Raw genomic sequence first — 13,265 nt, forward strand, 5'->3', positions numbered from 1 at the left:
ATTTTAGCCCTTAACTTTTATATAACAAAAATGTTTACCGGACAGCAATATAAAAATTATATCAGCCGGTCGAGGTAAGGATATACAAAAGAGTTTTGACATAGCTCAAATTCCCCTTACTTTTTATAATATGACTACTGGTAATATCGGATTACCGGGTCTCTCTTTGAGAATATGCTTAGCAAGTTGTGACAGCATATCATCTCGAGACTAAGATTTCACGTGCCTATGAATCGCATGCCCCTAAAGGCAGGCTCATACGGCATAAAAGAAATCGAGTAAGAGAAAATAACATCTAATTAATTCAAATTATTATGAAAAGAAAAAAGTATCAGAAGCCCGAAACGGAGCTTACGGCTGTAGCAATCAGCCATTTCATCTGTGTTTCGGCAGGAATCAATGAGTGGTCATCCGAGAACGACAAGTCTGATGATGACGATTGGAGTGACGACAATTCAAACAACAGTAAATCAATGAACTTATGGGAAAAATAAATCGTGTAAAACTTGTACAATCACTATTATTGTGTAGCAGCGTGTTAGGAATACAAGGGCTTATTTCCTGTTCCGACAAGGATCATTTTGAACCGATAGGAAAGGCGGACAAAGCTGCCTACGATATATCTCTTGATGTCGCGATAGACAATGCAGACGTAACACCCTCCAATAGAACAAAGACGAGGGTTGCTGTAGTAGAGAATGAGGCCAATGGATTAAAAACCACTTGGGATAACGGCGACAAACTAACGGTCGCTTACAAAAGCGGGGGAACAATGAAAACCGCAGAACTTACGGTAGCCTCCATGAACGGAAGTTCAGCTACTTTCCATGGAAGCGTGGAAAGCAATGCGGACGCGCAGGCCTTCAAAACAAGCACTTTATACGCTGTCAATAATAAGGAAACGGATAAAATAAGTGCATTAATAGAAAACAACAAGTTGAAAGTATCTGTCGATTTATCCGGGCAAAATGGCAATGTCAACCAAATAGCCAATTATGATCTTCTTTATGCGAAGGGTACGGCTACCGCCGGACTTCGTTTCAGTCATAAGATGTGCATAGTTCGCATGGATTTTGCCAGCGACGCTTCCATATCCTCCGGCAACTCAATTAATGAGGCTTCGTTCATTTATATTCCAAAAGCCTCTACCAAAAAGAGCATATTTGCCGAAAAGGCTACGTTTGAGTTTGGTGCAGATAGTGAGTCTGCCACATGTAATGACATTACCTTTTTCAGCCTGAAGTCTGCCAATATACTTTTAAAAGATGGCAAGGCGAGTGTTTTCATGGTTGTTCCTGAAAACGGAAAACTCACAGGCGAACTTTCGATAAAAGTGAAATGCGATAACGGAAGCGCATTTCGTCGTCATCTCAACATCAAGGAGAAATCCTTCCCTGCGCAAAAGGTCGTAGCTAAAACCGTGAAGCTCAAAACGTCAGACAAGACACCAAATATTGGTGATTACCTGTACAATGATGGTTCTTGGGGACCACTGGCTTACTACACGGACAAATACCCTGTTGGCTTGGTTTTCAGTAACTATACCAGTCCGGCTGATAGAAAGAAAGGATTCACGCACGGCTATGCCGTGGGCTTGCGCGATGCCGCTTGGCCTACACCATGGGGACCGGACAATACGGATTATCCTGAAACGGAAAACCTGTTTGAACATATTGATGCTACGGCCCCTCTCACAATGATGAACAACTTGGATGGATTAAGTACTTGTAAGACTTTGAATGAAAAATATCTAAAAGATTACACTTATGACAACTATTACAATCATAGAGGGAGCAAGGCCGCAATACCTCTCGCTATGGAATATGGCGGCGCGGGATGGCAACATGCCTACACCTCAGTTCCTCTTGTACCTATCCCGAAAAGAACAAGTGGGTGGTATCTACCAAGTGTCGGCCAATGGTTCCTTATGTTTGCCAATCTTTCGGGATTGGATCCGAACAAACTGCAAATCGCACATGACTCCTCAAATAATATCTATAGTTTGAGTTGGCTGTTTAATTCAGCAGACGAAAAGAACAGGTACCTGACAACCTTTGCCAACTACTTCAGCAGCGGTTATAATTCGATACTCGGGCAGTATTATAGTGATGGCAGAATACCGCAATCGACATTCTACCTTCCTGGTGATGGACAGATAGACTGGTATCTTTGGGCTTGCGACGAGGCGAAGTCTGACGGAACGGCCTGTTGCGTGCATCTGACTCAAACGGAAATTCGCTTTACCTATCTTGACAAGCAACAAGGCTCTACTTCCACAAATGGCTATGCCGCCCGTTCAGTCATCGCTTTTTAAGCACGAACGATTTTTAAACAGATCTATAATGACCGCTAAAGTGAAGATATAGGTAACTATGTATAAATAAGAAAAGAGGATTTTGGAAGCCAAAATCCTCTTTTTTTGATAGTGATTCCGTTGGGATTCGAACCCAAGACCCACAGCTTAGAAGGCTGTTGCTCTAATCCAACTGAGCTACGGAACCATCCTTTTCATACGATAAACTTTCAAACGCTTTTTAAAAGCAGGTGCAAAAGTAGCTGATTTTTTGAATATTACCAAATTTTAAGAACGTTTTCTTTTATCAATCCCCAAATTACAACTTGCTTTTTTACGGTTAAATGGTACAAAATACACTCTGTTGCTGTTCATTTTGTCAAATAATCATCACAAATTTGGAACGTTCTTTGAAGATGATTATAGCTCAAAAAACGAGGGAAGAATGTAAAAAACAGCCCCATTACATGTAGAAAAATGCCCCAATTCATCGTAAAAAATCCTATTTGATATGCTTTTGACCGCTAAAAGCAATGCTTTGAGCATGCAAAAGAGCCACAACAAATTTGTCAAAGGGCTGCTATGAGGAGCCAATAGCTATGCTTTGAGAATATGTCCTCATTGCTCATATTCTGTCAAAAACGTACAAAATATTGATAATCAGCTATTTATTAATTATATGATAAAATGGCCGTTTTTCGGACTATTTTCTCTTTTGTAGAAAATACAGCCACTTTTTGAGTATGATTTGTTAAAAGAAATGACAGACAAATAAACGCGGAAACTAATCTTGGGAGGTAATATGATTAATAGGGAAGCAACGGAACGGATTCATAGCTTCCATAATTATACCATCCCGACAATTTCATAGCAATGACATAGATAAACAAAACGTTTTTTGCTCATTTAAGATTTATTCTTTAACTTTGTCCCAAATAGATTATCGAATAATATGTTAGATGTTGTCATCAAAGACAGTGAACTGCGCAAGGCCGCAGCAGCAGGAATGGACGCATTTGTCGATACTTTCGTGAATGCCATAAAAGAAGCGATAGGAGGCGAACTGACCGCTGACAATATGCAGCTGTTGAATTCTGACCAGATAACGCTTTTGGGCTACTGTATTCTAAGAGAGGAAGTGATGGATGGAGGATTTATCCAATTGATTCACAATGGATATGGCGGATTTATTTATAGAAATCCTTTTGCCAAGGCTGTTCGCGAATGGGGCCTGATAGATCTTTATCGGATTATCAATAAGAGCCACAAATATTACAACACTTATCACGAACAGATTGAGCAAGACTGCACCGACGAAGAGTTTATGGCTTTATACGAGGCTATGCCTAAGTTTGACGATTTTGACGACGCGTTCATAGAAGGCGAAGAGCAATTTACCCGGATGATAGCAGCCTATATTGACGATCATATCGATAGATTCGCGATTATTGATGAAGAAAAATGAATAAAGAAGAAATAGACGTAAGAAAGAAAAGCCCGGTTCAAATCAGAAATAAGAAGGCTTCTTTCGAATATTATTTTGTAGATACTTTTACGGCCGGAATCGTCTTGACGGGAACAGAAATCAAATCGATTCGCATGGGAAAAGCGTCATTGGTAGACTGTTTTTGTTATATCCACAGAGGCGAAATATGGGTAAAAGGAATGAATATAAGTCCGTATTTTTACGGTTCGTTCTCAAACCACGAAGCTAAACGCGACCGCAAACTGCTACTTACAGGACGTGAAATCCACAAACTGGAGGAAGCTACCAAGCAAGTGGGATTTACGATTGTGCCCACACTCGTGTTTATCGACCAAAACGGAAGAGCGAAAGTAGACATTGCGCTTGCAAGAGGAAAGAAAGAATTTGACAAACGCCAGACGCTGAAAGAGAAGGAAGATAGGAGAGAGATGGACAGGGCCATCAAGAGATACTAACTGTCGGCTAGTAGGAATGTTTAAAGTTTTCCAATCTTTTTGTCATTTCAATGTTATATTGTACTTTTGCATCGTTTTTAAAACAATTATTCTATGATGTTGAAGAAAAGGAGATGGCATGCTCTGCCCGGCCAACCGCTTACAGACCTTGACAAGCAAGTAATGTACTGGGAAAATAAGGGTAAAGAAGTGCCGACACGTGATATGGTAAAGACCCCGGAACAGATTGCCGGTATCAGAATAGCCGGCGCCGTGAATACGGGTTGTCTGGACACCATAGAGAAAGCGATTCACCCGGGTATGTCGACACAGGATATTGATGATATCTGTATGCAGTACTGCAAAGATAACAACGCTACTTCCGCAACTCTAAACTACGAAGGATTTCCGAAAAGCGTCTGTACCAGTATCAATGAAGTTGTTTGCCACGGCATTCCCAAGAAAGAAGATATTTTACAGGAAGGTGATATCGTTAATGTAGATATGACGCTGTGTGTCAATGGTTATTATGGAGACGCGTCGCGTATGTTTATTATTGGCGGTAAGACAACGCCGGAGAAAGAGCAGTTGGTGCGTGTCACCAAAGAATGCCTTGAAATCGGGGCTGAAGCCGCTAAACCTTTCTGTTTTGTTGGCGATATCGGCCATGCCATACAGAAGCACGCGGAGAAATATCATTATGGCGTCGTAAGAGATCTTTGCGGCCACGGCGTTGGCTTGGCCATGCACGAACAGCCGGATATCGTTCATTTTGGTCATAAAGGAACAGGCTGTCTGTTAGTTCCCGGAATGGTGTTTACCATCGAACCCATGATCAATATGGGAACATGGAAAGTATATATCGACGCGGATGATCCGTATGGTTGGGAGATTATTACCGGCGACGAAAAGCCCAGCGCCCAGTGGGAGCACACATTCTTGATGACAGAGACGGGCGTTGAGATTTTATCGTATTGATAAACAAAGAGATGAAAAATCAAGACATATATATATTAGGCATTGAATCGTCGTGTGACGACACCTCTGCCGCCGTACTCAGGAACGGGGTCTTGCTAAGTAATGTCACGGCTTCACAGGCCGTGCACGAGGCATATGGTGGCGTTGTGCCTGAATTGGCGTCGCGCGCGCATCAACAGAATATCGTTCCTGTGGTAGATCAAGCGATCAAACGGGCCGGTATAACCAAAGAACAGCTGAGCGCCATTGCTTTTACACGTGGCCCGGGCTTGATGGGGTCGCTGCTTGTAGGAACCAGTTTTGCCAAAGGCTTTGCGCGTAGTCTGGAAATACCCTTGATTGACGTGAACCATCTTCAGGGACATGTCATGGCTCATTTCATTAAGGAAAGTGAGGATGACAAGCATATGCCCCCTTTTCCATTCATCTGCCTGTTGGTCAGTGGCGGCAATTCGCAAATTGTAAAAGTCAACGCATACAACGACATGGAGGTGTTGGGGCAGACGATAGACGACGCTGCCGGTGAAGCGATAGACAAATGTTCTAAAGTCATGGGGCTTGGTTATCCCGGTGGTCCCATTATCGACAAACTCGCGCGACAAGGAAATCCATCGGCCTATCAATTTTCGGAGCCACACATCCCCGGCTTTGATTATTCTTTCTCCGGACTCAAGACATCCTTTCTTTATAATATGAAGAAATGGACCACAGAAGATCCTGACTTTATTGAGAAGCACAAAACAGACATTGCCGCCAGTCTCGAGTATACGATTGTAGACATCTTGATGAAGAAGTTACGCATGGCTGTAAAAGCGACCAAGATTAAGCACGTGGCTGTGGCCGGAGGCGTCTCTGCCAACAACGGGTTGCGCAACGCGTTTAAAGAACATGCTGAACGGTATGGCTGGACAATCTATATTCCAAAATTCAGCTATACAACAGATAACGCGGCCATGATTGCCTGTGTTGGCACCTATAAGTTTAAAGACAGAGATTTCTGTTCTATTGATAAGCCTGTATTCAGCAAAGTAACTTTCAAATAAAATTATAGCAATAATAACGTGGAATTAGAAAGCAAGATACTGAGTAGAGAGATACAACGAGTACTCTACGACACGCAGAAGACGCTGGGAACCGCAGAAAGTTGCACCGGTGGACGTATAGCGGAAGCAATCATTGCCGTACCGGGCGCCTCCTCTTATTTTAAAGGAAGTATTGTTTCGTATACCAACGACATCAAAGAAAAACTTCTGCACGTAGATCACCAAGTATTAGAAGAGCAAACGGCCGTATGCGAGGAAGTTGCCAAAGAAATGGTGGCCGGAGCCATACAGGCTATGGATGTAGACTTTGCCGTTTCGGCAACGGGAATCGCGGGGCCGGGTGGGGGAACAGCCGAATCTCCCGTAGGTACAATTTGGATTGGTGTCGGCGATAAGCATGAAATCAAGACTCTCTTATTGACCGAAGATTTCGGTCGAGATATCAATTTAGCCATAGCAACCAACAAAGCCTTATCCCTTCTTCTTGAATTTATGAAAGAAAAGCTGGGGCCAAAGGGCGAATAATTGCATAAAAAAGCTTAAATGCACAGATTATTATTAGATTAGTTTTGTGTATTTCCAAAAAGTTTGTAATTTTGCACCCTGTTTGGAATAGGTATCAATTAATGAATTAGAAAAATTTAGATAGAAATGTCGAAAATTTGTCAAATCACAGGAAAGAAGGCACAGATAGGTTGCAATGTGTCTCACTCAAAGCACCGTACAAAGAGAAGCTTTGACGTAAACCTCTTCAGCAAGAAATTCTACTATGTAGAAGAAGGTTGCTGGATCAGCCTCAAGATCAGTGCCGCTGGTCTTCGTCTTATTAATAAAGTTGGTCTTGACGCAGCTCTCAAGCAGGCCGTTGCTAAGGGTTATTGCGACTGGAAAGACATTAAAGTTATAGGAGAATAATCATCATGGCAAAGAAAGCTAAAGGCAATAGAGTGCAGGTAATTCTTGAGTGCACCGAAATGAAAAATAGCGGTATGCCGGGTACAAGTCGTTACGTAACTACCAAGAATCGTAAGAACACTCCTGAGCGTCTTGAATTAAAGAAATATAATCCTATCCTTAAGAAGATGACTCTTCACAAGGAAATTAAGTAATAAGGAGATTTAAACTATGGCAAAAAAAGCGGTCGCAACCCTTCATGAGGGTTCTACAGACGGTAGAGCTTACAGCAAAGTAATTAAGGTGATCAAGAGCCCTAAGACCGGCGCTTACGCGTTTGATGAGCAAATGGTTCCCAACGAGGCTGTGAAAGATTTCTTTAAAGACTAATTGATATCACTAACTATATATAAAAAAGGTTGTAATGTAAAATATTGCAACCTTTTTTGTTGTCTATAATTGGAAGCTGTATATCTGTGCTTCAGGAAAGGCTTCACCGATATTGCCGGGAAGGGTACTGAATATTCCAAACATCGCGCTTCCGCTTCCCGACATTTGCGCATAGGAAGCACCTAAATCATATAAACGACACTTGATTTGATATAGTTCAGGGTATTGTTCGAACGCCGGCATTTCAAAATCATTGCTAAGTTCCTCACGCCAAGTTGCTATCGGTTGGGTAATAACATCTTTGCAGCACTTAGGCGGATGATGGGGTATAATTTTCTTGTATGCGGCTGCTGTAGATACAGACACGTCGATTTTAATAATCACGATATGATAACCTTTCAAGCGGTCATGAAGGTGATTGACGGGAGATAACACGTTTCCGATTCCTGTAGCATAGGAAGGGTCGGCAGTTATAAAAAAAGGACAATCTGCTCCCAGCATTGTTACGTAACGTTCCATTTCCGCAATACCCATGTTCAGTCTGAAATGCTCATCCAGCAACCGTATCATAAACGCGGCGTCACTTGATCCGCCACCAAGACCGGCCTGCGAAGGTATCTGCTTATAAAGATGTGCATGGATTCGAGGTATTTGAAAATTAGCCTTAATGAGATGATAAGCCTTGATTACTAAATTATCTTGTTCATTGCAATCAATCGCATTCCCCGTTATTTTCAGGTCACAATCGGTATTGCTTGGAAAAAGATCACTCATCTGCTTTATTTCGAGGGCGTCTGTAAGTGGAATGGGGTAGAAAACAGTCTCAATATTGTGGTACCCATCCGTACGTTTCTCTACAACATTAAGGCCTAAATTAATTTTACAACAAGGAAATGCTATCATCGTTTACATTATTTATATGCTACAAATTATGTATTGCAAAAATACGATAATTTTCAAAATGGCCTGCGTATACTAAAGATTAATTTGTATTTTTGTACCCAAATAATTGTACTATGCCGGATAAACTTACTTCTGCTCATAAAAATAAGGATATTAAAATAGATTCTACTTATGGTCATTTGCAACCACAAGCAGCAGAAATAGAGAAGATTGTTCTTGGTGCTCTCATGATAGACAAGGACGCTTTTTCAATGGTTTCGGAGCTACTGGTTCCAGAAACCTTTTACGAGCCACGTAACCAGAAAATTTATGATGCCATCCGCACGTTGAATATGAGAGAGAATCCTGTTGATGTGGCAACAGTTATTGATCAACTGCAAAAAAACGGTGTTTTAGAGAATGTTGGTGGCCCGGCTTATGTTGTAGAACTCTCATCTCACGTGGCCAGTTCTGCCCACATAGAATACCACGCCCACATCCTTGCACAAAAGTATCTGGCCCGACAGTTGATCAGCTTTTCAAGCCGGATTGAGACAAAGGCTTTCGATGAAACCGTCGATGTAGATGAGTTGATGCAAGAAGCTGAGGGAAGTTTGTTTGAAATCTCTCAAAAAAACATGAAGCAAGATTACACACAGATCGACCCTGTCATTCAGCAAGCTGTGGAAATCTTACAAAACGCTTCACAGAACTCAGGCGGCTTAACGGGAATTCCTACCGGGTATACAAAGCTTGATGAAATGACATCCGGCTGGCAAAAGAGCGACTTGGTAATCATAGCAGGGCGCCCTGCCATGGGAAAAACATCTTTCGCACTGAGTATTGCCAAGAATATAGCGGTTGATTATCATGAACCGATCGCTTTCTTTTCGCTCGAAATGAATAATGTACAATTAGTCAATCGACTGATTTCAAATACATGCGAAATCGCCGGTAACAAGATTCTTAACGGACAATTAACACCGGACGAATGGGAACGGTTGGATAAAAACCTCCGTAAATTGACCGGTACACCATTATATATAGATGATACCCCCGGCCTATCGGTATTTGAGCTGCGGACGAAAGCTCGTCGATTAGTAAGAGAGAAGGGGGTAAAAATCATCATGATTGACTACCTTCAATTGATGAACGCAAACGGAATGAAGTTTGGAAGCCGCCAAGAAGAAGTATCAACTATTTCACGATCATTAAAGGGGTTGGCAAAGGAATTGGACATTCCAATATTGGCTTTATCGCAGCTGAACCGTACGGTAGAGAATCGTGAAGGTCTTGAAGGCAAACGTCCACAGCTTTCCGATTTGCGTGAATCTGGAGCAATTGAGCAGGACGCTGACATGGTTTTATTTGTTCACCGACCCGAATATTACCATATCTTCACTGACGAAAAAGGAAATGACCTTCACGGAATGGCACAAATTATTATTGCCAAACACCGTAAAGGAGCAACGGGCGATGTACTCCTAACATTTAGAGGAGAATTTACGCGCTTCCAGAATCCGGAAGATAACTCTGCCATTCCAATGATGGGAAGATTGGATGGAGAAATTATTGGTTCCAAAATGAATGAAGAATCGCCTTTTGGAGTGCCCCCGATTCCATTATCCGGTGGGAACGCTCCGTTCTAAACATGGCAATTTTAACTGAATGATAACATTTTCGATTAAATAACTTGTAATTTATTTGTAGATTAATATTAATTTAATAACTTTGCGTTTAGTTTATAACTTGATGGTTTATGAGAAATCTAAGTATTCTACATATTATTTCTATAATTCGACTGCAGGATGTTGTCGGAAGTGATGGGGTATGTATATAGAATATTTAAATTAATCATAGAAGAGCCTTTCCACTTCCAGCGAGTGTGAAAGGTTCTTTCGTTAAGCGTAAAACTGTGGAGTTGAGAATTTAATATTACGGACAATGGATGATAGATTATTTGTATTTGACACGACATTAAGAGATGGAGAACAGGTCCCTGGTTGCCAACTTAATACAGTAGAAAAGATTCAAGTGGCGAAAGCTCTGGAGCAATTGGGGGTTGATGTGATCGAAGCCGGCTTTCCAATCAGTAGCCCGGGAGATTTCAACTCTGTCATAGAAATTTCAAAAGCAGTTACATGGCCAACGATTTGCGCGCTGACGCGTGCTGTAGAAAAAGATATAGATTGTGCGGCCGAGGCTTTGCAATATGCCAAGCATAAGAGAATTCATACAGGAATCGGTACCAGCGATTTGCACATTAAGTATAAATTCAATTCCACTCAAGATGAGATATTGGAACGTGCGGCCGCAGCAGTTCGATATGCCAAACAATATGTAGAAGATGTAGAGTTTTATGCAGAAGACGCCGGCCGTACCGATAACGAGTATTTAGCCAGAGTCGTTGAAGCTGTAATCAAAGCGGGAGCAACCGTCATCAATATTCCGGACACGACCGGATATTGTTTGCCGGAAGAATATGGCGCTAAAATAAAGTATTTAATGGAACATGTCAGTAATGTAGACAAAGCAATCATCTCGACACACTGTCATAATGATTTGGGCATGGCTACCGCAAACACATTCCAAGGGGTACTAAATGGAGCAAGACAGGTTGAGGTGACGGTTAATGGTATCGGAGAAAGAGCCGGCAACACCTCTTTGGAAGAAATAGCAATGATACTAAAGTGCCACAAAGGACTGGGTATAGATACAAATATCAATACGGAAAAGATATGTCCCATCAGCCGTCTGGTTTCAAGCCTCATGAATATGCCGGTTCAACCTAACAAGGCTATTGTAGGCAGGAATGCTTTCGCCCACTCAAGTGGCATTCACCAAGATGGTGTCCTTAAAAATGTTCAGACTTACGAAATCATCAATCCAAAAGATGTAGGGTTAGATGATAATTCCATTGTTTTAACAGCACGCTCAGGGCGTGCAGCACTGAAATATCGATTGCATGTAAATGGAATAGAGGTTGACGACGAAAGTAAGTTGGATAATTTGTATAAGAAGTTCCTTGAGCTGGCTGATAAAAAGAAAGAAGTTTCTGATGCGGATATCCTTGCTCTTGCCGGAGCCAATAGCGCGGAAACAAACAATATTAAACTTGATTATCTACAAGTCACAACAGGAAAAGGAGTAAAAAGTGTTGCAAGTATAGGACTCAATATCAGCGGTCAACATTTTGAAGAAGCTTCCTCGGGCAATGGCCCCGTAGATGCAGCCATTAAAGCTTTGAAGCGAATTATTCGCAAGGAAATGACATTGAAAGAGTTTACAATCCAAGCTATTGATAAGGGATCGGATGATGTCGGTAAAGTGCATATGCAAGTTGAATATAACGGTCATATCTACTATGGTTTTGGAGCTAATACAGATATCGTTACTGCCTCGGTAGAAGCCTACGTTGATTGTATCAATAAATTTAGAGTATAAAACAGTTATCACAAATTAAAATTCACATGAATACATTGTTTGATAAAATATGGGACAAACATGTAATACAAGTTATTGATGATGGTCCAACCCAACTTTATATAGATCGACTATTCTGTCATGAAGTTACATCTCCACAAGCATTTGACGGTCTACGTGAACGTAATCTCGAGGTTTTCAGACCTGAGCAAGTTTTCTGTATGCCAGACCATAATATACCGACCCATGACCAGGATAAACCAATTGAAGATAGCATCGGAAGAAAGCAGGTTGAAACGTTAGATGCCAATTGCGCCCAATTCGGTCTAACAGAATATAAAATGAACAGCAAAGATAATGGTATCATCCATGTCGTTGGTCCTGAAAAGGGCTTATCACTCCCAGGTATGACCATTGTTTGCGGAGATTCTCATACGTCAACACATGGCGCAATGGGCGCCATTGCATTTGGAATTGGCACATCAGAGGTGGAAATGGTTTTAGCCTCCCAGTGCATTCTTCAAACCAAGCCCAAATCCATGCGTATCAATATTAATGGAAAACTATCCAAAGGAGTGACTCCAAAGGATGTTGCACTCTTTATAATGAGCAAACTGACAACGAGTGGAGCTACCGGATATTTCGTAGAATACGCAGGCCAGGTTGTTCGCGACATGAGTATGGAAGGTCGCCTTACCCTATGTAACCTTAGTATCGAAATGGGAGCAAGAGGAGGATTCGTTGCTCCGGATGAAACGACATTTGCCTATATAAAAGGACGTGAGTATGCCCCTAAAGGAGAAGCGTGGGACAAAGCTATTGCAAAGTGGAAAACTTTGAAAAGCGATAAGGATGCTGTCTTCGATAAAGAGTTGAATTTTGAAGCCGATGAAATTGAACCAAGAATTACCTATGGTACAAATCCCGGAATGGGAATTGGCATTACAGAACAGATTCCTACAGCGGAATTAATTGAAGAAAATGGACGTGCGTCATTTATGAAGAGCCTTCATTATATGGGATTTGAGCCTGGGCAGAAGCTTTTGGGGCATCCCATAGATTATATTTTCCTCGGTGCTTGCACTAATGGAAGGATAGAAGACTTTAGAGCTTTTGCGTCCACCGTAAAGGGTAAGCGTAAAGCTGATAATGTAACAGCTTGGCTCGTTCCAGGCTCATGGGCTGTTGGAAAGCAAATTACAGAAGAAGGACTTGACCGTATTCTTGCAGACGCAGGCTTTGAAATCCGTCAACCGGGCTGTTCTGCCTGCTTGGCGATGAATGATGACAAGATTCCTGCAGGCAAATATTCCGTATCAACGAGCAATCGAAACTTTGAAGGACGGCAAGGGCCTGGTGCTCGTACAATTTTAGCCAGCCCCTTGGTAGCTGCTGCTGCGGCCATTACAGGTAAGATTACTGATCCAAGAACACTTTAACAT

14 protein-coding genes and 1 tRNA gene are annotated in these 13,265 nt (G+C 41.8%); 13 read left to right on the forward strand and 2 right to left on the reverse strand.

Features of this window, described 5'->3' with window-relative positions; all coding sequences use genetic code 11:
• The first annotated feature begins 314 nt into the window (after window positions 1-314).
• The gene (locus JHU38_RS10275; RefSeq protein ID WP_107580754.1) at window positions 315-494 is read left to right on the forward strand and encodes a hypothetical protein; all 180 of its coding nucleotides are present in this window, start codon (window positions 315-317) and stop codon (window positions 492-494) included.
• Window positions 482-2,314, forward strand: a complete 1,833-nt coding sequence (locus tag JHU38_RS10280; RefSeq protein ID WP_146156965.1) for a fimbrillin family protein — start codon at window positions 482-484, stop codon at window positions 2,312-2,314. The genes JHU38_RS10275 and JHU38_RS10280 overlap by 13 nt, the downstream gene beginning before the upstream one ends.
• Window positions 2,315-2,426: 112 nt before the next feature.
• Here JHU38_RS10280 and JHU38_RS10285 read toward each other — a convergent pair.
• Window positions 2,427-2,501: transfer RNA gene (locus JHU38_RS10285), tRNA-Arg, on the reverse strand.
• Between the two features lie 744 nt (window positions 2,502-3,245).
• Between JHU38_RS10285 and JHU38_RS10290 the strand changes: the two genes are divergently transcribed.
• From JHU38_RS10290 to JHU38_RS10325, 8 genes are all read left to right on the forward strand, one after another.
• On the forward strand, window positions 3,246-3,758 hold the full coding sequence (locus JHU38_RS10290; RefSeq protein ID WP_107582425.1) for a DMP19 family protein: 513 nt from the start codon (window positions 3,246-3,248) through the stop codon (window positions 3,756-3,758).
• Window positions 3,755-4,234 (forward strand): SsrA-binding protein SmpB, encoded by a 480-nt coding sequence (gene smpB, locus JHU38_RS10295; protein WP_107582426.1) that lies wholly within the window; start codon window positions 3,755-3,757, stop codon window positions 4,232-4,234. The genes JHU38_RS10290 and smpB overlap by 4 nt, the downstream gene beginning before the upstream one ends.
• 93 nt (window positions 4,235-4,327) lie before the next feature.
• Window positions 4,328-5,191, forward strand: coding sequence for a type I methionyl aminopeptidase (map, locus tag JHU38_RS10300; RefSeq protein ID WP_107582427.1), 864 nt, complete (start codon window positions 4,328-4,330; stop codon window positions 5,189-5,191).
• 11 nt (window positions 5,192-5,202) lie between these two features.
• Window positions 5,203-6,234, forward strand: coding sequence for a tRNA (adenosine(37)-N6)-threonylcarbamoyltransferase complex transferase subunit TsaD (gene tsaD / locus JHU38_RS10305; protein WP_107583105.1), 1,032 nt, complete (start codon window positions 5,203-5,205; stop codon window positions 6,232-6,234).
• 18 nt (window positions 6,235-6,252) lie between these two features.
• Entirely contained in the window at window positions 6,253-6,759 is a 507-nt protein-coding gene (locus tag JHU38_RS10310; protein ID WP_107582428.1) for a CinA family protein, read from the forward strand.
• Window positions 6,760-6,885: 126 nt separating this feature from the next.
• Window positions 6,886-7,149, forward strand: a complete 264-nt coding sequence (gene rpmB / locus JHU38_RS10315; protein ID WP_107582429.1) for a 50S ribosomal protein L28 — start codon at window positions 6,886-6,888, stop codon at window positions 7,147-7,149.
• A gap of 5 nt (window positions 7,150-7,154) precedes the next feature.
• Entirely contained in the window at window positions 7,155-7,343 is a 189-nt protein-coding gene (gene rpmG, locus JHU38_RS10320; RefSeq protein WP_107582430.1) for a 50S ribosomal protein L33, read from the forward strand.
• A 16-nt stretch (window positions 7,344-7,359) separates the two neighbouring features.
• The gene (locus JHU38_RS10325; RefSeq protein WP_107582431.1) at window positions 7,360-7,518 is read left to right on the forward strand and encodes a DUF4295 domain-containing protein; all 159 of its coding nucleotides are present in this window, start codon (window positions 7,360-7,362) and stop codon (window positions 7,516-7,518) included.
• A gap of 63 nt (window positions 7,519-7,581) precedes the next feature.
• Here JHU38_RS10325 and ispE read toward each other — a convergent pair whose 3' ends face one another.
• Window positions 7,582-8,421: a 4-(cytidine 5'-diphospho)-2-C-methyl-D-erythritol kinase gene (gene ispE, locus JHU38_RS10330; RefSeq protein ID WP_107582432.1), complete on the reverse strand. Its 840-nt coding sequence runs from the start codon at window positions 8,419-8,421 to the stop codon at window positions 7,582-7,584.
• Between the two features lie 113 nt (window positions 8,422-8,534).
• Between ispE and dnaB the strand changes: the two genes are divergently transcribed.
• From dnaB to leuC, 3 genes are all read left to right on the forward strand, one after another.
• On the forward strand, window positions 8,535-10,049 hold the full coding sequence (gene dnaB / locus JHU38_RS10335; RefSeq protein ID WP_107582433.1) for a replicative DNA helicase: 1,515 nt from the start codon (window positions 8,535-8,537) through the stop codon (window positions 10,047-10,049).
• Window positions 10,050-10,344: 295 nt separating this feature from the next.
• Window positions 10,345-11,844 carry a 2-isopropylmalate synthase gene (locus JHU38_RS10340; RefSeq protein WP_107582434.1) on the forward strand — a complete coding sequence of 500 codons (1,500 nt, stop codon included), beginning with the start codon at window positions 10,345-10,347 and terminating at the stop codon, window positions 11,842-11,844.
• 26 nt (window positions 11,845-11,870) lie between these two features.
• Window positions 11,871-13,262 carry a 3-isopropylmalate dehydratase large subunit gene (gene leuC, locus JHU38_RS10345; RefSeq protein WP_107582435.1) on the forward strand — a complete coding sequence of 464 codons (1,392 nt, stop codon included), beginning with the start codon at window positions 11,871-11,873 and terminating at the stop codon, window positions 13,260-13,262.
• The last annotated feature ends 3 nt before the right edge of the window (window positions 13,263-13,265 follow it).

The sequence above is a fragment of the Prevotella illustrans genome, from assembly GCF_017426725.1.
Classification (GTDB): Bacteria; Bacteroidota; Bacteroidia; order Bacteroidales; family Bacteroidaceae; genus Prevotella; species Prevotella illustrans.